At 40.3% G+C, this 23,023-nt stretch carries 27 protein-coding genes and 1 other RNA gene; 17 read left to right on the top strand and 11 right to left on the bottom strand.

Annotated elements, in window-relative coordinates; all coding sequences use genetic code 11:
- Nucleotides 1-175: 175 nt before the first annotated feature.
- The 7 genes from VB620_RS12415 to VB620_RS12385 all read left to right on the top strand — a co-directional run bounded on the left by VB620_RS12415 (nucleotide 176) and on the right by VB620_RS12385 (nucleotide 2,444).
- Complete coding sequence (locus tag VB620_RS12415) at nucleotides 176-394, top strand: hypothetical protein (RefSeq protein ID WP_193999245.1); 219 nt, start codon at nucleotides 176-178, stop codon at nucleotides 392-394.
- Nucleotides 387-803: a putative toxin-antitoxin system toxin component, PIN family gene (locus VB620_RS12410; RefSeq protein WP_323196464.1), complete on the top strand. Its 417-nt coding sequence runs from the start codon at nucleotides 387-389 to the stop codon at nucleotides 801-803. The genes VB620_RS12415 and VB620_RS12410 overlap by 8 nt, the downstream gene beginning before the upstream one ends.
- 95 nt (nucleotides 804-898) lie before the next feature.
- The gene (locus tag VB620_RS12405; protein WP_323196463.1) at nucleotides 899-1,144 is read left to right on the top strand and encodes a UPF0175 family protein; all 246 of its coding nucleotides are present in this window, start codon (nucleotides 899-901) and stop codon (nucleotides 1,142-1,144) included.
- Entirely contained in the window at nucleotides 1,141-1,635 is a 495-nt protein-coding gene (locus tag VB620_RS12400; protein ID WP_323196462.1) for a DUF3368 domain-containing protein, read from the top strand. The genes VB620_RS12405 and VB620_RS12400 overlap by 4 nt, the downstream gene beginning before the upstream one ends.
- Before the next feature lie 23 nt (nucleotides 1,636-1,658).
- Complete coding sequence (locus VB620_RS12395; RefSeq protein ID WP_323196461.1) at nucleotides 1,659-1,826, top strand: type II toxin-antitoxin system HicB family antitoxin; 168 nt, start codon at nucleotides 1,659-1,661, stop codon at nucleotides 1,824-1,826.
- 64 nt (nucleotides 1,827-1,890) lie between these two features.
- Nucleotides 1,891-2,115, top strand: a complete 225-nt coding sequence (locus VB620_RS12390; RefSeq protein WP_323196460.1) for a DUF433 domain-containing protein — start codon at nucleotides 1,891-1,893, stop codon at nucleotides 2,113-2,115.
- Nucleotides 2,112-2,444: a DUF5615 family PIN-like protein gene (locus VB620_RS12385; protein ID WP_323196459.1), complete on the top strand. Its 333-nt coding sequence runs from the start codon at nucleotides 2,112-2,114 to the stop codon at nucleotides 2,442-2,444. Before VB620_RS12390 ends, VB620_RS12385 begins: the two co-directional genes overlap by 4 nt.
- A gap of 315 nt (nucleotides 2,445-2,759) precedes the next feature.
- Here the strand turns inward: VB620_RS12385 and nifJ are convergent, their stop codons facing one another.
- A complete protein-coding gene (nifJ, locus tag VB620_RS12380) occupies nucleotides 2,760-6,308 on the bottom strand; it encodes a pyruvate:ferredoxin (flavodoxin) oxidoreductase (RefSeq protein ID WP_323196458.1) in 3,549 nt (1,182 codons plus the stop codon).
- A 322-nt stretch (nucleotides 6,309-6,630) separates the two neighbouring features.
- Between nifJ and VB620_RS12375 the strand changes: the two genes are divergently transcribed.
- Nucleotides 6,631-7,557 (top strand): AAA family ATPase, encoded by a 927-nt coding sequence (locus VB620_RS12375; RefSeq protein WP_323196457.1) that lies wholly within the window; start codon nucleotides 6,631-6,633, stop codon nucleotides 7,555-7,557.
- 11 nt (nucleotides 7,558-7,568) lie between these two features.
- Here VB620_RS12375 and VB620_RS12370 read toward each other — a convergent pair whose 3' ends face one another.
- Entirely contained in the window at nucleotides 7,569-8,009 is a 441-nt protein-coding gene (locus tag VB620_RS12370; RefSeq protein ID WP_323196456.1) for a YidH family protein, read from the bottom strand.
- Nucleotides 8,010-8,114: 105 nt separating this feature from the next.
- Between VB620_RS12370 and VB620_RS12365 the strand changes: the two genes are divergently transcribed.
- The 4 genes from VB620_RS12365 (at nucleotide 8,115) to VB620_RS12350 (ending at nucleotide 11,272) form a co-directional block, all read left to right on the top strand.
- Nucleotides 8,115-8,411 carry a hypothetical protein gene (locus VB620_RS12365; RefSeq protein ID WP_323196455.1) on the top strand — a complete coding sequence of 99 codons (297 nt, stop codon included), beginning with the start codon at nucleotides 8,115-8,117 and terminating at the stop codon, nucleotides 8,409-8,411.
- The gene (locus VB620_RS12360) at nucleotides 8,412-8,816 is read left to right on the top strand and encodes a type II toxin-antitoxin system VapC family toxin (RefSeq protein ID WP_323196454.1); all 405 of its coding nucleotides are present in this window, start codon (nucleotides 8,412-8,414) and stop codon (nucleotides 8,814-8,816) included.
- Nucleotides 8,817-8,877: 61 nt separating this feature from the next.
- On the top strand, nucleotides 8,878-9,618 hold the full coding sequence (locus VB620_RS12355) for a cytochrome c biogenesis protein CcdA (protein ID WP_323196453.1): 741 nt from the start codon (nucleotides 8,878-8,880) through the stop codon (nucleotides 9,616-9,618).
- 280 nt (nucleotides 9,619-9,898) lie between these two features.
- A complete protein-coding gene (locus VB620_RS12350) occupies nucleotides 9,899-11,272 on the top strand; it encodes a cytochrome c biogenesis protein (protein WP_323196452.1) in 1,374 nt (457 codons plus the stop codon).
- A gap of 112 nt (nucleotides 11,273-11,384) precedes the next feature.
- Here VB620_RS12350 and queF read toward each other — a convergent pair whose 3' ends face one another.
- From queF to VB620_RS12325, 5 genes are all read right to left on the bottom strand, one after another.
- Nucleotides 11,385-11,777: a preQ(1) synthase gene (gene queF / locus VB620_RS12345; protein WP_323196451.1), complete on the bottom strand. Its 393-nt coding sequence runs from the start codon at nucleotides 11,775-11,777 to the stop codon at nucleotides 11,385-11,387.
- 22 nt (nucleotides 11,778-11,799) lie between these two features.
- The gene (locus VB620_RS12340) at nucleotides 11,800-12,183 is read right to left on the bottom strand and encodes a hypothetical protein (RefSeq protein WP_323196450.1); all 384 of its coding nucleotides are present in this window, start codon (nucleotides 12,181-12,183) and stop codon (nucleotides 11,800-11,802) included.
- A gap of 120 nt (nucleotides 12,184-12,303) precedes the next feature.
- Nucleotides 12,304-12,687, bottom strand: coding sequence for a phasin family protein (locus VB620_RS12335; protein WP_323196449.1), 384 nt, complete (start codon nucleotides 12,685-12,687; stop codon nucleotides 12,304-12,306).
- Nucleotides 12,688-12,714: 27 nt separating this feature from the next.
- Nucleotides 12,715-12,811, bottom strand: an RNA gene (gene ffs / locus VB620_RS12330) — signal recognition particle sRNA small type.
- Between the two features lie 37 nt (nucleotides 12,812-12,848).
- On the bottom strand, nucleotides 12,849-13,115 hold the full coding sequence (locus VB620_RS12325) for a YciI family protein (protein WP_323196448.1): 267 nt from the start codon (nucleotides 13,113-13,115) through the stop codon (nucleotides 12,849-12,851).
- Nucleotides 13,116-13,247: 132 nt separating this feature from the next.
- On the opposite strand from VB620_RS12325, the gene VB620_RS12320 reads away from it, so the two are divergent.
- The 3 genes from VB620_RS12320 (at nucleotide 13,248) to VB620_RS12310 (ending at nucleotide 17,279) form a co-directional block, all read left to right on the top strand.
- Entirely contained in the window at nucleotides 13,248-13,796 is a 549-nt protein-coding gene (locus VB620_RS12320) for a 2'-5' RNA ligase family protein (protein WP_323196447.1), read from the top strand.
- A 128-nt stretch (nucleotides 13,797-13,924) separates the two neighbouring features.
- Nucleotides 13,925-15,322: a glycoside hydrolase 100 family protein gene (locus tag VB620_RS12315; protein ID WP_323196446.1), complete on the top strand. Its 1,398-nt coding sequence runs from the start codon at nucleotides 13,925-13,927 to the stop codon at nucleotides 15,320-15,322.
- Nucleotides 15,323-15,398: 76 nt separating this feature from the next.
- Complete coding sequence (locus tag VB620_RS12310) at nucleotides 15,399-17,279, top strand: ABC transporter ATP-binding protein (RefSeq protein ID WP_323196445.1); 1,881 nt, start codon at nucleotides 15,399-15,401, stop codon at nucleotides 17,277-17,279.
- A 65-nt stretch (nucleotides 17,280-17,344) separates the two neighbouring features.
- On the opposite strand, the gene VB620_RS12305 is transcribed toward VB620_RS12310, so the two are convergent.
- The 4 genes from VB620_RS12305 to VB620_RS12290 all read right to left on the bottom strand — a co-directional run bounded on the left by VB620_RS12305 (nucleotide 17,345) and on the right by VB620_RS12290 (nucleotide 21,271).
- Nucleotides 17,345-18,322 carry a sucrase ferredoxin gene (locus VB620_RS12305; protein ID WP_323196444.1) on the bottom strand — a complete coding sequence of 326 codons (978 nt, stop codon included), beginning with the start codon at nucleotides 18,320-18,322 and terminating at the stop codon, nucleotides 17,345-17,347.
- A gap of 811 nt (nucleotides 18,323-19,133) precedes the next feature.
- Nucleotides 19,134-19,757 carry an exopolysaccharide biosynthesis protein gene (locus VB620_RS12300; protein ID WP_323196443.1) on the bottom strand — a complete coding sequence of 208 codons (624 nt, stop codon included), beginning with the start codon at nucleotides 19,755-19,757 and terminating at the stop codon, nucleotides 19,134-19,136.
- 94 nt (nucleotides 19,758-19,851) lie between these two features.
- A complete protein-coding gene (murQ, locus tag VB620_RS12295; protein ID WP_323196442.1) occupies nucleotides 19,852-20,778 on the bottom strand; it encodes an N-acetylmuramic acid 6-phosphate etherase in 927 nt (308 codons plus the stop codon).
- A 55-nt stretch (nucleotides 20,779-20,833) separates the two neighbouring features.
- Complete coding sequence (locus VB620_RS12290) at nucleotides 20,834-21,271, bottom strand: DUF3110 domain-containing protein (protein WP_323196441.1); 438 nt, start codon at nucleotides 21,269-21,271, stop codon at nucleotides 20,834-20,836.
- Nucleotides 21,272-21,457: 186 nt separating this feature from the next.
- Here VB620_RS12290 and VB620_RS12285 point away from each other — a divergent pair, with 186 nt between their 5' ends.
- Both VB620_RS12285 and tnpA read left to right on the top strand, forming a co-directional pair.
- Nucleotides 21,458-22,288: a formylglycine-generating enzyme family protein gene (locus VB620_RS12285; protein ID WP_323196440.1), complete on the top strand. Its 831-nt coding sequence runs from the start codon at nucleotides 21,458-21,460 to the stop codon at nucleotides 22,286-22,288.
- 283 nt (nucleotides 22,289-22,571) lie between these two features.
- On the top strand, nucleotides 22,572-22,994 hold the full coding sequence (tnpA, locus tag VB620_RS12280; RefSeq protein ID WP_323196439.1) for an IS200/IS605 family transposase: 423 nt from the start codon (nucleotides 22,572-22,574) through the stop codon (nucleotides 22,992-22,994).
- The last annotated feature ends 29 nt before the right edge of the window (nucleotides 22,995-23,023 follow it).

Below are 23,023 nucleotides of genomic sequence, written 5' to 3'. Positions count from 1 at the left end.
AGCAAATGACAACATTTGAAAGCGACACCTCTTACTAATTTAGGTGCTAATTGATACATCTGCCAACGTGCATCTACTTCTGCTTGGGCTTCGCACTTCCTGTAATCCAATCACTGCTCTTGCATCTGTTGAATGCTATAATTAAGCAAATGTAATTTATTTTTCCTATCAAAGTATGGAAACAATTGCAATTCAAGTTGATGCGGAAGTAGCTAAAGCTTATCAAGAAGCAGAACCACAAAAACAGCAAAAAATTCAGACTATTGTTAACGATTTGCTCAAACTAATTATTCAAGATAAATCCCTAGATGACATTATTGAAGAAATGCAAGAACAAGCTAAAGTCCGGGGATTGACTCAAGAAATTTTAGATGAAATTCTTCAGAATGGATGAATTACGGTTTGTTATTGATACAAACATTTTAGTTAGTGCTATCTTGATTAAATCATCTATTCCAGATGTGGCATTTAAAAAAGCCAAAAGCTTAGGAATAATTTTATTTTCAGATGCGACTTTTCAAGAATTGCAAGAAATTCTCAATCGCTCAAAATTCGATAAATATATTTCTCTGAGTATTCGTACTCAATTTTTAGCTAAATTCAAATTTGAATCAGAAGAAATTGAAATAAATCAGATTATCAAAGAATGTAGAGATCCAAAGGATGACAAATTTCTGGAGGTTGCTATTAATGGTAATGCAACTCATATCATTACAGGAGATAAAGATTTATTAGAACTTCATCCCTTTAGAGGAGTTGATGTTATTACAGCCACGCAATTTTTAGAAATTTTTTCAGATTAATCATAAAATGCGATCGCTACCCTAATACTACCTATTCCATCTATTACCCCATGAATTATCCTAAAATTATATAAATTACAACTGGAAACTTGATCATGAGCGTCTTAATACCTGATGATATTCTCCGAGCCAGCAAAATGACGGAAGGTGAACTAAAATTAGAAATCGCTATCATGCTTTATCAGCAAGGAAAAATTAGTAGCGGTAAAGTTCGTGCTTGGACTGGACTCACAGTAATTGAGTTTCAACATCAACTTGCTTTGAGAGGACTTTGTATCAATTATGATGTAGAAGATTTTCAATCAGATGTTAAAACCCTAGAATCAATGGGGTTATTGTGATTATTGTCAGTGATACATCACCAATTACTAATTTAGCAGCAATCAATCAGCTAGACTTACTGCAAAAACTTTACACTGGAATTGTTATCCCTACAGCCGTTTATAATGAAATGGTCAAGGTAGATAAAATTGTACCTGGTGCTGTAGAGGTACAAACTTTGCCTTGGATTCAAAAACAGGCTGTCGTAGATTTTCAAAGAGTAATCTTGATTCAAGAAACCCAAGAAAATATTGATTTGGGTGAAGCAGAAGCGATTGTTTTAGCTCTGGAACTGAAGGCTGATTTACTATTAATGGATGAACGTCGAGGTAGGATAGTTGCAACTAGCTATGGTTTACAAATAACCGGGTTATTAGGAATCTTATTGCAAGCGAAACGAAAAATGTTGGTTCCTTCTGTAAAAATTTTAATGGATCAACTAATTGAGCAAGCTGACTTCCGAGTGAGTGACCAATTGTACACAACAATTATACAATCTGCTGGGGAATAATTAATTATTATAGTTATGTATCGTTGTGTCCAGAATTAGACATTGCCAGTCAGGGAGATTCAGTAGAGGAAGCAAAAAATAATTTGCTGGAAGCGTTGCAACTATTTTTTGAAGTGGCAGATACCTCAGAAATCGAGAATCGCTTACATACAGAAGTTTTTGTAACTCGCTTGGAGGTAGCGATTGGGTAAGTTACGAGTGTTATCAGGTCGAGAAGTCTGCCAAATTCTAGCAATATATAATTTTGTAGAAGTTATGAATTATCAAGACATTATTACTATTGAACCTGGAAAACGTAGTGGAAAACCTTGCATTAGAGGAATGCGTATCACTGTGTACGATATTTTGGAATATTTAGCAGGTGGGATGACAGAAGCAGAAATTCTCGAAGATTTTTCAGAACTGACATCTGAAGATATTAAGGCTTGTCTTGCTTTTGCTGCTGATAGAGAGAAAAAGTTATTTGTTGCCTCTATATGAAATTGCTATTAGATGAAAATTTGTCAGATCGGATTGTTGATAAAATTATTGATCTGTATCCTGATTCTCGACACGTTAAAACTTTAGGACTTATAAATACTGATGATGCCATTATCTGGGAATTTGCCAAAATAAACAAGTTTGTGATTATTTCCAAAGATTCTGACTTTCATCAACGTAGCTTACTTTATGGTCATCCACCTAAATTTATTTATCTGCGTATTGGTAATAGTCCCACATCAAAAATTGTGCAGATTTTGAGAGATAAATTGGACACAATTACCCAATTTGATAGTAGTGATACAGAAAGTATTTTGGTATTAATTTAGTTACACTTCAATATCTGGGAGCGCGATATTTTATGATATACAAATCATGTATAAAAGGATTTTAACTAGTATATTTATTCATAAGTTAAATAAAAACAAACCACAGAGGCACAGAGGACACGGAGTTAAAGAGTGTTAGGACTTACGCATAATCTACGTTTTCTTGGCGTTCTTGGCGGCTTGGCGGTATGCGCTTCGCGCACGCTACGCGAACGATAAATCAAGATTTTTGGTAATTGTTGCGTAAGTCCTGGAGTGTAAAACTCCCCTCTCCGCTTGCGGGGAGGGGTATCAATTATTATTACCCATTAAATATTACTTTTGTGCCAAATATTGATACATCTGCCAACGTGCATCTACTTCGGTTTGGGCTTGTTCTAACAGATGTTTAGCAATTTCCGGTTTACTCTTAGTCAACATTTTGAAGCGATTTTCTTGATACATTGATTGTTCTACCGACTGTGTAGGCGATCGCATATCCAATTGCAACGGATTTTTACCTTGATTTTGCAACTCTGGATTATGGCGATACAACAACCACCGTCCTGATTCTACCAGCGATTTCTGATGTTGCATACCTGTGGTCATGTTGATACCGTGGGCGATACAATGGCTGTAGGCAATAATCAATGAGGGACCATCAAAAGCCTCGGCTTCTAAAAATGCTTTCAGGGTATGTTCATCTTTTGCACCTAAAGCTACACTGGCTACGTAAACATTTCCGTAGGTCATAGCAATTAAGCCTAAATCTTTTTTCGGTGCAGGTTTACCACTGGCGGCAAATTTCGCTACTGCGGCTTTCGGTGTGGCTTTGGATGATTGCCCCCCAGTATTAGAATAGACTTCTGTATCCATGACTAAGATATTCACATTGCGACCACTGGCTAAGAGATGGTCAATACCGTGAAAGTCAATATCATAAGCCCAGCCGTCACCACCAACAATCCACACGCTTTTTCTCACTAAATAATCAGCCAGGGATTTGAGGTTTTGGATTTGGGATTTTAGATTAGGGTCAGAAGTCAGTATTTTATCTAACTGTTGTTTGAGTAATTCTACCCGTTCTCGTTGTTCCCAGATATCGGCTTCGGATTTTTGTTCAGCCTTGAGAAGAGAAGTTACGAGTTTTTCATCTATTTCACTTCCCAATGTTTGCAACAATTCCGCCGCAAATTCCGCCTGTTTATCCAGCGATAAACGATAGCCAAACCCAAATTCGGCGTTATCTTCAAATAAACTATTAGACCATGCGGGTCCCCGTCCTTCGCTGTTGGTTGTCCAGGGGGTAGTAGGAAGGTTTCCGCCGTAAATTGAGGAACAACCGGTCGCATTAGCAATCACTGAGCGATCGCCAAATAATTGTGTTAATAGTTTTAAATAGGGTGTTTCACCACAACCTGCACAAGCACCAGAAAATTCAAATAACGGTTCTTGCAGTTGTTGTTGGCGAATTTGGTTCACTTTCAACAGTCTGCGGTCAGGATTGGGTAAACTCAAGAAGAAATCCCAATTTTGGCGTTCTTGTTCCCGCAAAGGTAGCTGTTGCGCCATATTAATCGCTTTCTGGGATGGCTGAGATTTATTTTTAGCTGGGCAAATATCAACACAGATAGCGCACCCTGTACAATCTTCTGGGGCGACTTGAATCGTGAATTTCTGCTGACTAAAACTCTTATCCTTAGCAGCCACGGATTTAAAGCTACTGGGTGCATTCATCAACTCATCTGGTTGATAAGCCTTAGCCCGAATAGCACTGTGGGGACAAACCATGACGCATTTACCACACTGAACGCAGACATCCGGTTCCCATACAGGTATCTCCTCCGCCACATTACGTTTTTCCCATTTAGCTGTCCCGGTGGGAAATGTGCCATCGGCTGGTAATGCACTCACGGGTAAATCATCACCATGCCATACCATGATTTCACCTAGAACATCCCGGATAAATTCCGGCGCACTATCTAGCAATTTTGGATTTTGGATTTTGGATTTTGGATTTTGAATTGTTTTGGGGATGTCTACTTGATGTAAGTTAGTCAGGCTATTATCTACTGCTTGCAAATTCTTCTGGACAACATCTGCGCCTTTTTTACCGTAAGTCTTTTCAATGGCTTTTTTAATTTTGCTAATGGCTGACCCTTGGGGTAAAACACCTGCTAAGGCAAAAAAGCACACCTGCATAATGGTGTTAATTCTACCACCCATCCCACTCTCACGGGCGACTTGGTTGGCATCAATAACGTAAAGTTTCAGTTGTTTGTCAATAATTTGCTGCTGTACTTTTTGGGGTAGATGTTCCCAGACGCTATCAGCATCATGAGGACTATTTACTAATAAAGTTGCGCCAGGAATCGCATCTTTCAAAATATCTATGCGTTCCAGAAATCCCCAATGATGACAACCAATAAAGTTCGCTTTGTCAATTAAATAAGTTGACCGAATGGGTTGAGGACCGAAGCGTAGGTGAGAAACTGTCATTGACCCGGATTTTTTGGAGTCGTAGACGAAGTAACCTTGGGCGTAGTTGTCGGTTTCTTCCCCAATAATTTTAATGGAGTTTTTATTAGCACCTACTGTCCCGTCGGAACCTAAGCCATAAAACATGGCGCGAACGACGTTATCTGCTTCGGTGGAAAAGTTGGGGTCAAAGCTGAGGGATGTATGGGTTAGGTCGTCGTTAATACCAATAGTAAAGTGATTTTGCGGTTGTGGTTGGGACAGGTGATCGAAAATTCCCTTAACCATCGCTGGGGTAAATTCTTTGGAGGAAAGACCATAACGACCACCGATAACTTTGGGAGTTATTTCCGCAGCTTCATAAAGAGCGGTGACTACATCTAAATATAAGGGTTCGCCGGCGCTTCCTGGTTCTTTGGTGCGGTCAAGAACTGCGATCGCCTGTACAGTATTAGGTAAGGATGCAATAAATCTGTCCACATCAAAGGGGCGATACAGGCGCACTTTCAGCACACCCACCTTTTCCCCTTGGGCGTTGAGATAATCTACTGTTTCATGGACGGTTTCACACCCGGAACCCATGAGAATAATTACCCGTTCCGCATCTCTTGCGCCGTGATATTCATAGATTTGGTAATGTCTCCCTGTCACTTCTCCAAACTCATCCATCAGGCGTTGGACAATGGCGGAAGTGGCGTTATAGTAAGGGTTAGCAGCTTCCCGCCCTTGGAAGTAAACATCAGGGTTTTGGGCTGTTCCCCGCAATAGGGGACGGTCTGGGGTGAGGGCGCGACTGCGATGAGCTAAAATGAGATTTTCGTCAATGAGCGATCGCAATTGCTCATCAGACAATAACTTAATTTTCTGGACTTCATGAGATGTTCTAAAGCCATCAAAGAAGTGCATAAATGATACACGGCTTTCCAAGGTAGCAGCTTGAGCAATTAACGCAAAATCATGGCTTTCCTGCACTGAAGCCGAACATAACATCGCAAACCCTGTAGCACGGGATGCCATGACATCACTATGATCACCGAAAATTGATAAGGCGTGGGTAGCTAAAGAACGGGCGGAAACGTGAACCACAGCGCTAGTCAATTCCCCAGCGATTTTGTAAAGGTTGGGAATCATCAACAACAACCCCTGGGAAGCAGTGAATGTGGTACTCAGGGAACCCGTTTGTAATGCGCCATGTACCGCAGCAGCAGCGCCCCCTTCACTCTGCATCTGCACCACGCTAGGAATAGTATTCCACAGGTTGGGAAGGTTTGCAGCCGCCCAGGTATCCGCCCATTCACCCATTGCCGAGGAGGGGGTGATAGGATATATGGCAATTACTTCATTCAACTTGTAAGCAACACGGGCTACAGCTTCGTTCCCGTCAATGGTTGCAAAGGTTTTGTTCATTTTTTTTCCTGTCTTTTGTTTGTGGCGATATATTGGCTTGGTTAATATTTAGATTCAGGAATTTTAAATATTTTTTGTCTATATAATTACTGGTTATTTTGATTTATAGCCAATATTTTAAAGTTTATCTTTTGGTAGATATGCTGATCTATTTATTATTAAGTTTGTACTCATTATTTATAGTTTTTAATTGGTGAGGGTTTGAGGTGTTTTTTTCTGGTTTATGGGGTGGAGGTATGGGAGTTTTTTAAACGCAGAGGTACGCGGAGGGAAGCGCAAAGGTTCGCAGAGAGTTTTTGGGATTTTCCTGAAGTATAATTGAATGCAGTTTTCGTTTATTTACACAGAAGGTATATCAATTATGACTTTTCGAGATTTAGAAATAGATGATGAACTTCGCCAGATGAAGCAGAAATTACAACTCTCTCAGAATAATTCTCAATCTGAAGGTTTAGAAGGTGTGACACAAGAATTAAATAATCTTGTGGGGATGGGAAATATTAAAGATGAAGTGAATACTTTGATCAATTTTCTGAAAGTTCAAAAATTGCGTCAGAAACATGGGTTGAATAAGGTTAATATTTCTCTACATTCTGTGTTTTGTGGACCTCCTGGAACTGGTAAAACCACAGTGGCTCGTTTGATGGGGAAAATATACCAGGAATTAGGTATTCTTAAGCGTGGACATCTGATTGAAACTGATAGATCCGGTTTAGTAGCTGGGTATGTTGGACAAACTGCATTGAAAGTAAATGAGGTGATTGATTCGGCTTTAGATGGAGTATTGTTTATTGATGAAGCTTATACTTTAGCACCAGCAGGTTCGGGGAAAGATTTTGGACAAGAAGCTATAGATACTTTATTGAAAAAAATGGAAGACCATCGAGATCGATTAGTTGTAATCGTGGCTGGTTATAGTGAAGAGATGTCACATTTTATCAATGCTAATCCTGGGCTACAATCAAGATTTAATAAATATTTTACTTTTGATGATTATCAACCAGATGAATTATTAAATATTTTTCTCATGCTTTGTAACCAAGGACATTTTAGGTTAACTAAAAGAGGAAAAGAAAAATTATTAAAACAGTTTGTCGAGTTATATGCTAACAGAAAGAAAAATTTTGGTAATGGTAGACTTGTTAGGAATATGTTTGAGGAAACAACTCAAAGACAAGCTAACAGGTTAATGAAAATAGGTGAACACAATAAGGAAATCTTGATGACAATTACCTGGGAGGATATATAAACTTTGACACTTTAAAGAAGATGGCGCGATTGTGGCTGATTGGGTGCTGAGGAAGGAGGCGGAGAAACTGGATTTCGCCACAAGAGTAAAGGAAGACTAAGAATCCCCAGAATGATCACTACTCCGGTCATAATCCATACAGGTAAACGGTGCGGTCGATAATCAGCGCGTTCAATTTCCCAGAATACCTGATTGTATCGCCATGCAGCTAAGGCGATCGCCCCAATCCCAAAAACTACAAACATAATCCCCAAGTTTTCCGAGTTAAATATGGGGTTGACTAAAGACTCTTGTTGTGTGATGGCAACATTCAACTGACGCATAAATATACCGAATCGCGCTATGGCAAAACCAAAACCAATCAAGGCGATAGAAGTACGTAGCCATGCTAAAAAAGTTCGCTCGTTGGCTTGATGTTCCCGTTGACGGTCAACTTTGGAGATTCTACTCATAATCAAACAGCACTTTTAGGGAAACCCAAAAATTAGAATAAACCTCCAGAATACCGATTTTTGCTAAAATTAGGATATACCCTCAAAAAACATGGGAGTAAACAGATGCCTGATATATCTTTGCACACAGAAACAGCCTTTAAACGCATCTCAGCAATTGTAGAAAAGTTGATTGCTAGTAACAGTTTATATCAAGAAAGATTAGATAGACACGAGATGAGTGAGAAGATTTATAATTTGTTTGCTCAACCTGATTCTGGCGATGATATAAACATTATTACTGAAGGTGACTTAACAAACCGTATTAATCAAATGTTAGTCGTAGAAGCAATGTCAGGTTTATTAAATGATTTCACATCAGAAGAAATGACAATTTTTGATGCAGCAGTCAAGCGTAAATAAATGGGATATCTACTGGATACAAATATTGTCACCGCAATTATTAAGCAAAATGACAAAGTCATTACTAAGTTAAAAACTTTAAATCGTCAGAATCAGGGTATTTTCATTAGTGCTATTACTTACTATGAAATTCAGCGTGGTCTGTTAGCGGTTAAGGCTATAAAAAAATTAGCTGCTTTTGAAAATTTATTGCCACAATTCACGGTTTTACTATTAGATGACATGGCAATATTCCAGAAAGCTGCGGAAATTCATGCGGATTTAAAAATTAGAGGTTTGCCAATTCAAGAAGCAGATATATTTATAGCGGCGACAGCTTTCATTCATAATCTTATTTTAGTTTCCCATGATTCTGATTTAGCGAGAATCCCCAATTTAAAATTAGAGGATTGGTTACTAGGTTAAACATCCCCAGTAAATAAGCTAGAATGCTAATATCACAAGCATTTGCCGCTTAAAAATTCCCATGCTGGAGACTCTACAAACAAGACTTTACGAACTAGAACAATTCGCCAACACTTTAGTATCTCAGCAACTAACGCACCTCAGTTTACTTAGTATTGGCATTATTTTCACAGCTGGCTTACTCACCAGTCTGACCCCTTGTATGCTTTCCATGCTACCAATTACCATTGGTTACATCGGGGGTTATGAAGCGAAAGGCCGTCTCCAAGCAGCCGCCCAATCTACATGGTTTGCTTTGGGTTTAGCAACTACCCTTGCAGGTCTGGGAATCATAGCCGCTTTTGTGGGTAAAGTCTATGGTCAGGTGGGAATCGGCTTACCGATTATCGTCAGTGTCATCGCCATCCTGATGGGCTTAAACTTACTGGAAGCCCTACCGCTACAATTTCCTTCCCTGGGTGAAACTAAGTGGATTTCCGCAGATTTACCGCCGGGTGTGCGTTCTTATTTACTGGGGTTAACTTTTGGCTTGGTGGCTTCTCCTTGTAGTACCCCGGTTTTAGCTAGTTTACTGGGTTGGGTTGCCAGCACACAAGATTTAATTCTCGGCGCGATTTTGTTACTATCCTATACGGCGGGGTATGTAGCACCTTTGATTTTAGCTGGGACTTTTACGGCTTCGATTAAAAAGCTGTTAGAACTACGGCGGTGGTCTGGTTGGATTAATCCCGTTAGTGGGGTGTTATTAGTCGCCTTTGGTGTATTCTCTTTAATTTCTCGATTCCCTTTGGGAAGTTTTTAACAACACTTCTTGGTGTCAAAAGTCCCTAGATTCATCTGTGGAATAAATCTAAAATCTAAAATCTAAAATCTAAAATTGTATGACTGTAGAAGTTGAAGTTTTTAACAACACTTCTTGGTGTCAAAAGCCCCTAGATTCATCTGTGGAATATAGCAACCGCCAAGGACGTTAGGACATAAACTGATTATCAAAGTTAGACACTGAAAGGCTTTCACCCCACTCCCTACTCCCTACTCCCTACTCCCTAGCTATAAATCTAAAATCTAAAATCTAAAATTGTATGACTGTAGAAAATTCAGCATCCACAGAATTAAATTGGTGGTCATTACCTGGGCGATTCTTACGCCAAGAGATTTTACCTGTACTGACTAATTTACGACTAGCGATCGCACTCTTATTAATTATCGCTCTTTTTAGTATCAGTGGTACGGTAATTGAACAAGGTCAGTCACCTGCATATTATCAGTCTAATTACCCCGAAAATCCCGCTTTATTTGGTTTCCTCACTTGGAAGGTGATTCAAGTCGTAGGTTTAGACCATGTATATCGCACTTGGTGGTTTCTCGGCTTACTGATTTTATTTGGTACTAGTCTCACAGCTTGTACATTCACCCGTCAGTTACCAGCCTTAAAAACCGCCCAGCGCTGGAAATATTACGAAGAACCCCGTAAATTTCAAAAATTAGCCTTGAGTGCAGAGTTAGATAGCGGTTCCCTCAACTCTTTACAAGAAATCTTACAAAATCGCCGTTATCAGATATTTCCAGACCCAGAAAAAGATCATATTCTTTACGCCCGTAAGGGAATAGTTGGACGCATCGGACCGATAATTGTCCATGTGGGGATTGTGACTATTCTCCTGGGGGGAATTTTCGGGGCGATGACGGGATTTATGGCTCAAGAAATGATATCTAGTGGTGATACATTCCAAGTTGAAAATATTATAGACGCTGGTCCCTGGGCAAATACCCGCAATCTTAAAGATTGGTCTGTGCGAGTAAATCGGTTTTGGATTGATTACACTCCCACTGGTGGAATTGACCAATTTTATTCAGATATGTCTGTTGTGAATAAAGCAGGGGAAGAAGTTGACCATAAAAAGATTTTCGTTAATCAACCCCTACGCTATCGTGGCGTAACATTCTATCAAACCGACTGGGGAATCTCCGCCCTACAGATTCAATTTAATAATAGTCCCATATTTCAGTTACCAATGGCTTCCTTAGACACCAATGGGAAAGGAAGAATTTGGGGAAGTTGGATACCCACCAAACCGGACTTGAGTGAAGGGGTTTCAGTGATTGCCAAAGACCTGCAAGGAATGGTATTAATATATAATTCCGCCGGAAAACTAGTAGACACAGTGCGGAGTGGAATGTCAGCTGAAGTCAATGGCGTAAACCTGAAAATTGTCGATGTCATTGGTAGCACTGGATTACAAATCAAATCCGACCCAGGTATCCCATTAGTTTACACAGGATTCGCCTTATTAATGCTAGGCGCAACCATGAGTTACTTTACCCACTCCCAGATTTGGGCATTAAAAACAGGCGATCGCTTGTATATTGGAGGTAAGACTAACCGCGCCCAAGTTGCATTTGAACAAGAAATCCTAGAAATCTTAAACACCCTCAGTCCCCAACCAAAAACCTAAAAGCACAGAGGTTAACTTTTCTCAGCGTACCTCTGTCTTGAAAAGTTTCCTACGCCGGGAAACCCGGCTTCGAGGAACTTTTCGCTGCGCTTACCTCAGCGTACCTTTGCGTTTAAACCTCTTTCTGATGACGCACTTCCACCACAGTATGGACATTACCACGGGGAGTAAAATCTGCCTTCACCGTCACATCCAAAGGATCACAAGCAGCCACAAAATCATCTAAAATTTGATTTGCAGATTCCTCATGAGAAATATAGCGATCGCGGTAACTATTAATATAAAGCTTCAAAGCCTTTAATTCTACCACCCGCTCATCAGGAACATAGGTAATATAAATCGTGGCAAAATCAGGATAACCAGAAAAAGGACACTTACAAGTAAATTCCGGTAAAGAAATACTCACATCATATCGGCGACCCACACGGGGATTAGGAAAAGTAATTAACTCACCCTCACTAATCTCACGTTCACCATACTTCATTTCAACAGAAGAATTGCTCATACTTTTTTCAATACAATTGAATTTAAACCCCTTCCCAGTCAGGACAACTTTGATCATCCCAGCCGTGAGGATGCATACCACACACTAATAGATTACCACCATACACCTGTCCGTGGTAGTGATGACAACCCATACAAGCAGCATTTTTTTCTACTGTCGGTTCTACTCCGTAAGGAAAACCGGGATCTAAATCTCCAATAAAATCTTCCAAGTCCCCATAAGGGTCAGTCAATTCCTGTAAATACTCGTCAATGTCAGTAGTGATAGAATTTTGTACCTGTTCCGAAAATTCTTCCGTTAGTTCAAAAAATACATCTATCATGTCACTCATTCCCAGGAAGAAACGTTCTACTTCATCAGCGACGGTTTCGACCATTTCTGCTAAATCTTTTTGCCATTCTTCCATAAAATATACGCCGTTACCAAATATCAACAGGACGTTTAGTGCTTTTAATATGGCTGCACTATACTATATCCTTGGCAATGTATATTATCAAGTTTCTGTCTACTAGGGTCACTTAACTACTTATTTATCTTTTTGCAAGTTTTTTAATTGTTCTTGCAGTTCTAATACTTGTTGGCGTAAATCAGAAACATTATTGGGAGGGTTATCTTTAACAGTTCCCGCTTCATCTTCTTCTAAAATTTCAATGCGGCGCGGTTCAGATGCTGGGGGTTTTTCGGGAGTTGTATCAGGTTTGGCTGGCTGTTGAGCTTGATTCATCATATCTTCGACAAAACGGCGGGCTTCTTCAGTGTTCATTTCACCCTTTGCCACCATTTCATCAGCCAGTTTTTGGACTTGCGATCGCAGTTCGCCCAACTTCCCTCCCGCTTTCTCACCTGCGTAAGAAGCTAACCCGACACCGAGGTAAAAAGCTTTTTGAACAATATCTCCAAAACCAGGCATTTTTGATGATCGCTCCTAAAAAAATAGGGCGACCCGGAGACTACGCCTACTATAAGCATCCCGTATTGCTGCTACCTTCCGGTCCTGACAAAATTTAGGCGTTAAAGTCGCGTAGATCCAGGTCTGAAACAAGTATAACACCAAAAATCCGTAACTGTGTCTTACTCCACCACAATTTTCCATTCATATATCTGATAAGTCACACAGCCATTCTGCACTAAAGGATCAAGAGCTACAATTGCTTCCGCCTCTTCCCTAGAAGCCGCTTCAAACAGCAACATTCCGCCCTCTTCTTCTGCCCAATAGCCGGTGCGGGCTTTGTGTCCTTTCGCAATCAAATCCTCAACATAGGCTTTATGGGCGGGGATATATTGGTCAAAAATCGGTTTATCAACTTTACCTGCTTCAATTTTGACAAATAAGGGCATTTACTAGAAACCTCGTAGGGAGTGTGGGGAGTGTGGGGAGTGTGGGAGTGTGGGGAGTGTGGGGAGTGTGGGAGGTGTGGGAGTAGGGATATTTTGGTTTTTCCGTCCACCTGTGTAATATTAGTAATTTTCATGACCCGCTTTTTCATCGCTCTCCTACCACCCCAGCATATTCAGGACTACGCTAACGAAATTAAGCAGCACTTTGCTGATCATTATGCCAGTCGCGGGGCGCAAAAGTCACCGCCTCATATTACCTTGCAACCGCCCTTTGAATGGTCAGATGCCCAAGTTCCCCAGCTAGAATCGTCCCTGAAGGAATTTGCTGATCAACAACAGCCAATCCCCATTAAACTCCAGGGTTATGCAGCCTTTCCTCCCCGTGTTATATACATGAATGTAGTCAAAAGTCAAGCACTTTTAACCTTACAAGCTGATTTAATGGCTAATATTGAAAGTAATTTGGGTATTGTTGATCAAACATCGCAAACTCGCCCCTTTACACCTCATTTAACTGTAGCTTTTCGGGATTTAACCAAGCAAAATTTTAGAGTGGCTTGGGGGGAATTTGTCCACCGTTCTCTAGATTTTGATTTCACTGCGGCAAATTTAACCCTGCTAGTTCATGACGGCCAGCGCTGGAATATCCGATCAGAGTTTGCTTTGAGGCGAAACTTATAGCAATTCTGGTAGTGATATCCTGGTGAGGGACTGCGATCGCATTTTAGCCCCATTACTCCAAAATTTCCCTAGATTCTGCATATCCTCTGCTGACTGCAAACAACAGCCATTTTTCCGCCCGAATAATTATGACCCGCGCAATTGACAAGAACGAACTGCTAGATACACAAGCCTGGAAACTTCTAGAAAAATCGATAATCTATTACAAAGGTAAACCCATTGGGACTGTAGCCGCCCAAGATCCGCAGTTAAATTCACTTAATTATGACCAGTGTTTTTTCCGTGATTTTATCCCTTCAGCTTTGGTGTTCCTGATGGCGGGTAAACCGGAAATTGTCCGCAACTTTTTAGGAGAAACACTGAAATTACAAAGTCATGAAAAACAGATGGACTGCTTTGAACCAGGTGCAGGATTAATGCCTGCTAGTTTTAAGGTAGAACATGACGGTGATGAGGAATTTTTAGTAGCTGATTTTGGTGAACGAGCGATCGCCCGTGTTCCTCCCATAGACTCTTGTATGTGGTGGCTGCTCCTCCTCCGGGCTTATGAAAAATCTACAGGGGATGTGGATTTGGCGCGTCAGCCAGAATTTCAACGGGGAATCAAGTTAATTTTGGATTTATGTTTAGTGCATCGGTTTTCCATGTACCCCACAATGTTGGTTCCCGATGGTGCATTTATGATTGATCGCCGCCTGGGAGTCTACGAACATCCACTAGAAATTCAAGTATTATTTTACGCTTCCCTCATCGCTGCCCGTGAACTACTTTTACCAGATAATGATGAATATATCTCTAAGGTAAATGCACGATTAGGCGCATTAAAATATCACGTCCGCAACTATTATTGGCTAGATTTGCAACGAATCAGCGAAATTTATCGCTATAAAGGTGATGAATTTGGGAAAGAGGTCGCCAACAAATTCAATATTTACCCCGAATCTATTCCCCATTGGTTAATGGAGTGGTTACCGGAAGAAGGCGGTTATTTAGCCGGGAATCTTGGCCCTGGAAGGATGGATTTTCGCTTCTTTGCTTTAGGAAATCTCATGTCCATTTTAGTTTCCTTAGCCAGTGATGTTGAGTCGGAAAGCATCATGAATTTATTTGCGGAACGTTGGGAGGATTTAATGGGTTATATGCCTGTAAAAATCTGCTATCCAGCTTTAGAAGGTTTAGAATGGCGCATGATTACCGGCTGTGATCCTAAAAATAGCGCTTGGTCTTATCATAATGGCGGTAACTGGCCAGTATTACTGTGGTTATTCGTAGCTGCGGCGCAAAAAATTGGTCGTCCAGAACTAGCCCAAAAAGCGATCGCCACTGTAGAAAATCGTTTAATCGCCGACAACTATCCCGAATATTACGACGGTAAAAATGGTCGTCTGATTGGTAGAGAAGCCCGGCTATATCAAACGTGGAGTCTCGCCGGATTACTCGCCGCAAAACAGTTTATGGCTGACCCAGACCAGATACAACTCATGAGTTTTGCCGAAATTAGCCAGAGTTTGGGTTGTAGCCTTTAAACTAGCCCACTCTCCATATTACTAGATTCAAAAAACCTGTTTTTCCCAGAGAAAAACTGAATATAATGCTCTTATTATGAGCAGCTACCAAACTTTAAACACATCAGATTCTGACAACCGCGCCAACAAGAGTGACTGGCGGTTATTTTTACGTCTATTGCCTTATGCCCGTCGCAGTACAAAACTGTTGACACTAGCAATGGTACTACTAGTACCAATCGCATTAGCCAACGCCATCCAACCCCTATTAATTGGACAGGTGATTTCTCTGATCCGTAATGAACCCAGCACCTATGAGTTTCTGCGCGATCGCCCCCTGTGGCAAGGGTTAAATATCTTACAAGTATTAATCCTAATTTCCATTGTCATCCGACTAGTCTTAACTGGCTTTCAGGGTTATCTACTACAGAAACTAGGGCAAAAAATCACCGCCGCCATCCGCCAAGACTTATTTGACCATACAACATCCTTAGCCGTGCGTTTCTTTGACCGCACACCCGTAGGTAAATTAATTACTCGACTCACCAGCGATGTAGAAGTATTGGGAGATGTGTTTTCCACCGGGGCCATTGGCATCATATCCAATGTCTTTACCATGTTGGCAATCATCGGTTTCATGCTCACCATTGAGTGGAAACTTGCTTGCTTGCTATTGCTGATCCTACTACCAATTACCTGGTTAATTATTTACTTTCAGCAACAGTACCGCAGCGCCAATTCCAAAGTACGGGAAGGACTTTCCACCTTAAATTCCCAGTTACAAGAAAATATAGTTGGGATTAACATAGTGCAGTTATTCCGACGAGAAAAATTTAACTCAGAATTATTTCGCCAAGCCAACCAAAGCTACATCAAGCAATTAGATCAAACCATCTTTTATGATTCGGCGGTTTCCGCAACTTTAGAATGGATTGGACTAGTTGCGATCGCCGGAGTATTATTATTAGGCGGTTGGTTACTTTTAGGTCAAACCCTCACCTTCGGCGTATTAGCTGCATTTATCTTATATGCCCAGCGATTATTTGACCCATTAAGAGATTTTGCCGAAAAATTCACTGTCATTCAAGCTGGTTTTACTGCCATTGAACGCATTACCAAGTTATTAGATGAACCCGTAGAAATCCGGGATGGTAGTAATCAACAGCTTTCTACAAATGATTCTGGTGTCAGCTACATAAACCAGATAACTAGTAATATGGAATCACAAGAATTTACTCCTACCCCAGAATTAGGAGAAATTCGCTTTCAACACGTCTGGTTCGCCTACAAAGACGATGATTATGTCATTAAAGACTTAGACTTTGTGATTCATCCTGGAGAAAAAATCGCCTTAGTCGGTCCCACAGGTGCTGGTAAAAGTTCAATTATTCGGCTGTTATGTCGTCTTTATGAACCAACCAAAGGAAAGATTTTAGTAGATGGTATAGATATCCGGGAATTACCACAGGCAGACCTACGGCGGTATATGGCAGTAATTTTGCAAGAAGGCTTTTTGTTTGCTGGTGATGTTAAAAGTAACATTACTTTAGGAGACGATTACACCCTGGAACAAATTCAACAAGCTGCTACTAAAACCAATATTGCCGACTTTATTGCTCAATTACCCCAAGGCTATGATACTCAATTGCGACAACGAGGGACAAATATTTCTAGTGGTCAAAAGCAACTTTTGGCCTTTGCCCGTGCCGCCATTCGTAATCCACAAATTTTAGTATTGGATGAAGCTACTGCTAGTTTAGATGTGAATACAGAAACTTTAGTCCAAGAAGCATTAAACCAACTTTTAGTCAAACGTACTGCCATTATTATTGCTCACCGCTTGTCTACAATTCGCAATGTGAATCGAATTTTTGTGTTGAAACGAGGTGAATTAATCGAAGAAGGCAGCCACGACCAGTTGTTAAAAGCTGGGGGACTTTATGCGACTTTGCATAATTTGCAAATGCTTGGTTCTTAAATATCGTTTTTTCAAACTGCGCTAAGTATGGCTGAGGTTTTGGTTATGATTTTGGCATCAGCTTACTAATTACTGCAAGTTGCCACTTTTTCACAGATTAGGCTGATACTATCTACTGCATATTTCACAAATATAGAGTTTTCTTTGGCATTACAAGAACCTTTGATTTCAAGTGTTCTTGTAGTGTCTTTGATGAGTTTAGCTTGGTAAATAAATAGAGAATTAGAGTTATTTTCAAAGCTTAATTCGGCTAAAATTGTATTGTTATCTAAGCTTTGCTGAATGATTTTTCCCGCCACTTTATAATTAAACCAATTCCATCCGTGGCGCAGCATCAATTCTCTTTCTAAAATTTGTACCGCAGTTGGGAGAATCCCCCAGCCTCTATATACTGGACTGAGAGATTGTATATCACCTGTACGGGTTAAAATTGATTTAAATACTTCTTGATTCAGAACACCATAATATCTCCCATCCGGTAAATCTATTGCTGTTGGTGCAAATCGATGTCCACCAAAATGACTAGATTTCCAAACCCTGACATTATCCCATCCCAAATCTGCAATGGTCTGAGTGGCTTGGAAATAAAAAGGACTACCATATCTAGCACAACATTGATCATGGCTACCGTGGGTACAGATTAAAATATCTCTGGTGACATTTGTCTCTATTTTATGGTCTGGTATTTCACCCGACAAATATTGTTTTACTACTCCGGCGACTTGTTCAATATGTGATAACTTAAATTCATATTTTTGGTATCCATGACTCAAACCTTCTTGTTTTTGATAAATCAAAAGGGTGCTGTAGTCTACTTTATGGGAATTATTATTACAAATTAATAAAAACCTCACGGGTAATTTTTCCCGATACACTTTCTCTACCAAAATCTGTAAATTATTTGGCACCCATCTAGATTTTAAGGCATCATGGCTCCAGGGTTGAGGACATTCTACTAAAATATATGTTTGGTAATTTGTCGCACTACTAATAATATCTTCTCCTACTTCTCGTGCATGGTCAGAACAAAAAAAAGTATTCATCGAAATTTACTCATTAGTGAATTTTATGGACAGCAGACTATGAGGCAAAACTCATGTATTTTTGGCTACGATATTTCAATCCTGATCAACTAACGAGAATGATCTACATTTACTAGTAGAAGGAGGTAGCCACTTTATAACATTATTTGTGATCAACGTCTCTCTGATTAATAAAATCTCTAGATTAGAATTGATTGATCTCCAGATAGATGTTCCCGTGACTTTAAACTTCCTTTTGGATTGTCTTTTATCCGGTAAAACAAAAAAAATTACTCACTCAAACTCAGTTTTTCTCACCTGATGAATATCTCTATATAAATGCAGTCAGGCTGTAACAGGAGAAAATACTTGTTGTTTCCTGTCGTCGCCCATGAACTGGTTTATGTTATTGCGATCGCTGTTTCATGCTTTTATGAAAGTATTTACTCTTAATATATCAAAAAAATTTAATCATATTGCAAAATATTCTCAATTACTTCAGAAAAATAAAACATCCAGATGAAAGTAAAATGACTCTCGGCAGATGGATTCCATTAGTAGGTTTTTTAACCTGATATTCAAATTTTTTGAGGCTACTATACAGAGAAAATTAAGGTTGTTTGCTCTAGGTTGGTGGGGATAAATTTAATTTACTAGGCAATTTTACAATTTTGTTAGGTGAATTAACCGGAAAATAAAGCGAAGAAGTATTGAAAGTTTTAATGATATATATAGGCTGTATAAAAGTTATCGTCATTACCCAGGATGAGAGGAAGCAAAAAGATAATTAAAGACTTGTAATTAGGGATTTTTAATTATCTTTCCTGTTCTCTTACAGACCAAGCCAAGTTTTGACTACATCGACAAGACTTGCACCACCCCAAACTACTGCAATTAAAATGGAAATGCTGGTAATTGCTGCTATTAAACAGATTACTAAACCACCTAAGCTAATAACACCATCGTCTTCTAGTAAACCAAAGCTAGTGACGAATATACCGATGGCTGGAAGGGTATTAGTTCCAGGAATTGGAATCATCATGGAAATTGCCATTAAGGCGATCGCACTGGAGAGAGTAACTTTACCAGGTACGGTAGTACAAATATAGGTGAGACGCGGCTTGGCGATCGCCTCAATTCTTTTTAACCAAGGATTCCCGGCTTTTAACAACTTCTGCACCGTTGTCAATTTGATGGGATGATTCAGCATTTTCGGGGGTATCCAAGGAATTTTAGCCCCAATCATCAACTGTATAGCTAGGAGGAAAATCGGAATCCCAAAGAATATAGAGTAACCAGGGGCGGGAACTGGTAAAGCTGAAGGTAAAGACAAAATTACCAACAAAAATCCAAACACTCGTTCTTTTGCTAACAGCATAATTTCTGCTAGCGTTACTTCTGGGGTGCGGGTTTCTGCAAAAAAATAGCGTTGTAACTCGTGAGATAGTTTAGCCATTGATTGGGGAATATGAGTGTAATTGAGTTAAACAAAGTACGGGCTGTCTCGAAGGACTAACAGCGCACCCCAAAACCATAGAAATTAGCAAGGCTCAAAGTTTTTGCTCATCTTTATAACTAGCAACTGCTACCCTGAGATTACCTTGGTGTTTTGCTAATAAGCGATCGCCATCTGCTTTTTCTAAACCAGTCCAGTGCATCAGTAAAGCTAGCTTAACCCACTTGCCACTTTTTTCTAGTAAAAAACCAGCAGCTTCACGACTTAAACCTGTCAGGTCTTGCAACATCTGTAAAGCGCGATCGCGTAACTTTTGATTTGTTACCGCTACATCCACCATGCGATTACCATAAACTTTCCCCAGCTTCACCATTACCCCAGTAGAAAGGATATTTAACGCCAACTTTGTCGCTGTCCCAGCTTTCAAACGGGTAGAACCAGCCAGAATTTCTGGCCCTGTTAATAAGCGAATATCAACATCTGCATCACAGCGCACTTGTTCACTAGGTACACAAGCGATAAAAATAGTCCTAGCACCCCGTTGACGAGCGGCGTTCAGCGCTCCATGTACAAAAGGAGTTGTCCCACCGGCGGTAATCCCTACTACCACATCTAATTGAGTAATCTGTCGTTGGGCGATCGCCGCCTCACCATCTGCGGTACTATCTTCTAAATCTTCCGAACTGCGTACCAACGCACCAGCACCCCCAGCAATAATCCCCTGTACCAACTCTGGAGACGTGCAGAACGTGGGGGGACATTCCGCCGCATCTAACACCCCTAACCTGCCACTTGTCCCCGCACCCACATAAAATAAATGACCCCCCCGGCGCAAACATTCCGCCGCCAAATCAATCCCCGCCGCCAACTGAAGTTGAGCCGCCGCCACCGCCGCCACCGCTTTTTGGTCTTCAGTATTAAATAAATTCACCAACTCAACCGAACTCAGCTGGTCTAAATTCAGACTATCAGGATTGACCTGCTCAGTTAAAAGATAGCCCCGTGATTGCAAATTTGCCATACTCTACATCTCAATCAATAGCTTTCATTGCCTTTTTCCCCAATCCCCATGCAATTCACAACAACCCTTCTAATTTACGACGAATATTTTCCAGTTCAGCATCAGACATTTCTGGTGCTGCTGATGGCACTTGATTAGAACGGTAGCTATCCTCATCAGTATCATCTGCTTGCCAATCGGTCTTTTCCAAATTCATTTCTGGGGGTAAAACTAAATCGCTGTTAGCCGGAACCAGTTCCCATTCATAATCAGCACCTACACAAAACTCCTTAATTTCCTCAGCATCGATCATTTCCACTGTGGGAGTAGGGAAATCCTGAGCTTCCAGCAACAAAGCAAAGCGAAGAGCGTCATCTTCCGACTCGAACATCAAAATTTTATTGCGTACAGTCCCCTCAGACCCTTCAGCATCTCCCACCCGAATGGAATGAATCCCCTCGTTTTCCGTGCGAGCATTAAAAATTAATACAAAAACACGCATTGGCGTAATCATCTGTCCTGTTGTTTTGCGATTTACCTATATTATTAGATTTTTACCCTGTATATAATTATGTATAACAACCGCCAAGGAGGTTAGGACAGAAACAGATAATGAAACCCTCACCATTAAACAGTTCCCTGTTCCCTGATAACTGTTCCCTGATAACTGTTCCCTGCCATATCAATCGGGTGATAGAAAATGCCAAAAATTGTGATTCATGAGTATGAAAGAACAGCACAGTATTTTAGAGAAGATTTAGGTGATAATCTCACCTTAGAAATGGTATCTATCCCCGGAGGTACTTTTATGATGGGTTCTCCACCAGAAGAATTGGAACGCCGCAGTAGTGAAAGTCCCCAGCATCCTGTCACAGTGGAACCCTTCTACATGGGTAAATATCCTGTTACCCAAGCACAATGGAAATTTGTAGCAGAACTCCCTCAAGTCAACAAAGAACTAGACCTAGACCCATCTGAGTTTAAAGGTGCAAACCGCCCTGTAGAGCAAGTGTCTTGGTATGATGCAGTGGAATTTTGCTCACGGTTGTCAAATCATACAAAAAGAGAATACAGACTACCCAGCGAAGCAGAATGGGAATATGGGTGTAGAGCCGGGACAACGACACCATTTCACTTTGGAGAGACGATTACCACAGACTTAGCTAACTATGATGGTGACTATACTTATGGACAAGGACCCAAAGGAATTAACAGGAAAAAAACAACAGAAGTAGGGAGTTTTGGAGTAGCGAATAACTTCGGGTTATATGATATGCACGGGAATGTAGATGAGTGGTGTTTGGATGATTGGCATAATAACTATACAGACGCGCCAATAGACGCTAAACCCTGGTTTGATAGTGACAATGCACTAAGTGACAAGTCGGGACTTGCTATGATGCGGGGTGGTTCTTGGTACGGCAATCCTCACTACTGCCGTTCCGCGTCTCGTCTCAACAGCTACCGCGACGACCGATACAGCTATCTTGGTTTTCGTGTTGTGTGGGTTGTTGGGAGAACTCTCCAGTAGCCAGAGAATAAATTCCCTGTCTCATAGCTGAAGTCGGTTGAAACCGACTAGTATTAATTAATAGCAGAGAATTAATTAAGTAGGCAGGAAAATTTCCAGGTATGTCATTGCGAACGGAGCGTAGCAGAGTGAAGCAATCGCAAGAGAACTCTCCGGTAGCCAGAGTAGCCAGAGAATAAATTCTCTGTCTCATAGCTGAAGTCGGTTGAAACCGACTAGTATTAATTAATAGCAGAGAATTAATTACACAACTGGTTTTTCTGTATTATAATTAAAGTTTAATATGGCATTATGGCGGTTATACTATCATGTTGTTTGGGCTACTAAAAAACGACAGCCTTTCATCAATAGTAATATAGAAGATAAATTTTATGGTTATTTAATTGGTAAAGCCCATCATTTAGGTTGCATTATTCATGCTATTGGTGGAATTGAAGACCATATTCATTTGGTAGTTTCTATTCCTCCTAAATTATCTATTGCTGAGTTCGTAAAAACTTTAAAAGGTAGTAGTTCTCATTATTATAATCATAATTTAGGGAAAACTCAAGAATTTGCTTGGCAGGAAGGATATGGTGTTTTTTCTTTAGGAAGTAAACAATTACAGAAAGCTGTTCATTATGTAAATAATCAAAAAATACATCATCAAAATAAAACTACAATTTCATTATTAGAACAAGAAACCGATTTAGATAAACCACCATAAAATTGAAAAACATCCATCATTAACAAGAA

The organism is Nodularia harveyana UHCC-0300 (assembly GCF_034931085.1).
GTDB classification, from domain to species: Bacteria; Cyanobacteriota; Cyanobacteriia; order Cyanobacteriales; family Nostocaceae; genus Nodularia; species Nodularia harveyana.
This window is presented reverse-complemented; position numbering and strand designations above follow the sequence as displayed.

Excerpts from the sequence above, each read along its gene's own strand:
- VB620_RS12415 (WP_193999245.1), top strand. The coding sequence starts at position 176 with ATGGAAACAATTGCAATTCAAGTTGATGCGGAAGTAGCTAAAGCTTAT.
- VB620_RS12410 (WP_323196464.1), top strand. The coding sequence starts at position 387 with ATGGATGAATTACGGTTTGTTATTGATACAAACATTTTAGTTAGTGCT.
- VB620_RS12405 (WP_323196463.1), top strand. The coding sequence starts at position 899 with ATGAGCGTCTTAATACCTGATGATATTCTCCGAGCCAGCAAAATGACG.
- VB620_RS12390 (WP_323196460.1), top strand. The coding sequence starts at position 1,891 with ATGAATTATCAAGACATTATTACTATTGAACCTGGAAAACGTAGTGGA.
- VB620_RS12385 (WP_323196459.1), top strand. The coding sequence starts at position 2,112 with ATGAAATTGCTATTAGATGAAAATTTGTCAGATCGGATTGTTGATAAA.
- nifJ (WP_323196458.1), bottom strand. The coding sequence starts at position 6,308 with ATGAACAAAACCTTTGCAACCATTGACGGGAACGAAGCTGTAGCCCGT.
- VB620_RS12375 (WP_323196457.1), top strand. The coding sequence starts at position 6,631 with ATGCAGTTTTCGTTTATTTACACAGAAGGTATATCAATTATGACTTTT.
- VB620_RS12370 (WP_323196456.1), bottom strand. The coding sequence starts at position 8,009 with ATGAGTAGAATCTCCAAAGTTGACCGTCAACGGGAACATCAAGCCAAC.
- VB620_RS12365 (WP_323196455.1), top strand. The coding sequence starts at position 8,115 with ATGCCTGATATATCTTTGCACACAGAAACAGCCTTTAAACGCATCTCA.
- VB620_RS12360 (WP_323196454.1), top strand. The coding sequence starts at position 8,412 with ATGGGATATCTACTGGATACAAATATTGTCACCGCAATTATTAAGCAA.
- VB620_RS12355 (WP_323196453.1), top strand. The coding sequence starts at position 8,878 with ATGCTGGAGACTCTACAAACAAGACTTTACGAACTAGAACAATTCGCC.
- VB620_RS12350 (WP_323196452.1), top strand. The coding sequence starts at position 9,899 with ATGACTGTAGAAAATTCAGCATCCACAGAATTAAATTGGTGGTCATTA.
- queF (WP_323196451.1), bottom strand. The coding sequence starts at position 11,777 with ATGAGCAATTCTTCTGTTGAAATGAAGTATGGTGAACGTGAGATTAGT.
- VB620_RS12340 (WP_323196450.1), bottom strand. The coding sequence starts at position 12,183 with ATGGAAGAATGGCAAAAAGATTTAGCAGAAATGGTCGAAACCGTCGCT.
- VB620_RS12335 (WP_323196449.1), bottom strand. The coding sequence starts at position 12,687 with ATGCCTGGTTTTGGAGATATTGTTCAAAAAGCTTTTTACCTCGGTGTC.
- VB620_RS12325 (WP_323196448.1), bottom strand. The coding sequence starts at position 13,115 with ATGCCCTTATTTGTCAAAATTGAAGCAGGTAAAGTTGATAAACCGATT.
- VB620_RS12320 (WP_323196447.1), top strand. The coding sequence starts at position 13,248 with ATGACCCGCTTTTTCATCGCTCTCCTACCACCCCAGCATATTCAGGAC.
- VB620_RS12315 (WP_323196446.1), top strand. The coding sequence starts at position 13,925 with ATGACCCGCGCAATTGACAAGAACGAACTGCTAGATACACAAGCCTGG.
- VB620_RS12310 (WP_323196445.1), top strand. The coding sequence starts at position 15,399 with ATGAGCAGCTACCAAACTTTAAACACATCAGATTCTGACAACCGCGCC.
- VB620_RS12305 (WP_323196444.1), bottom strand. The coding sequence starts at position 18,322 with ATGAATACTTTTTTTTGTTCTGACCATGCACGAGAAGTAGGAGAAGAT.
- VB620_RS12300 (WP_323196443.1), bottom strand. The coding sequence starts at position 19,757 with ATGGCTAAACTATCTCACGAGTTACAACGCTATTTTTTTGCAGAAACC.
- murQ (WP_323196442.1), bottom strand. The coding sequence starts at position 20,778 with ATGGCAAATTTGCAATCACGGGGCTATCTTTTAACTGAGCAGGTCAAT.
- VB620_RS12290 (WP_323196441.1), bottom strand. The coding sequence starts at position 21,271 with ATGATTACGCCAATGCGTGTTTTTGTATTAATTTTTAATGCTCGCACG.
- VB620_RS12285 (WP_323196440.1), top strand. The coding sequence starts at position 21,458 with ATGCCAAAAATTGTGATTCATGAGTATGAAAGAACAGCACAGTATTTT.
- tnpA (WP_323196439.1), top strand. The coding sequence starts at position 22,572 with ATGGCATTATGGCGGTTATACTATCATGTTGTTTGGGCTACTAAAAAA.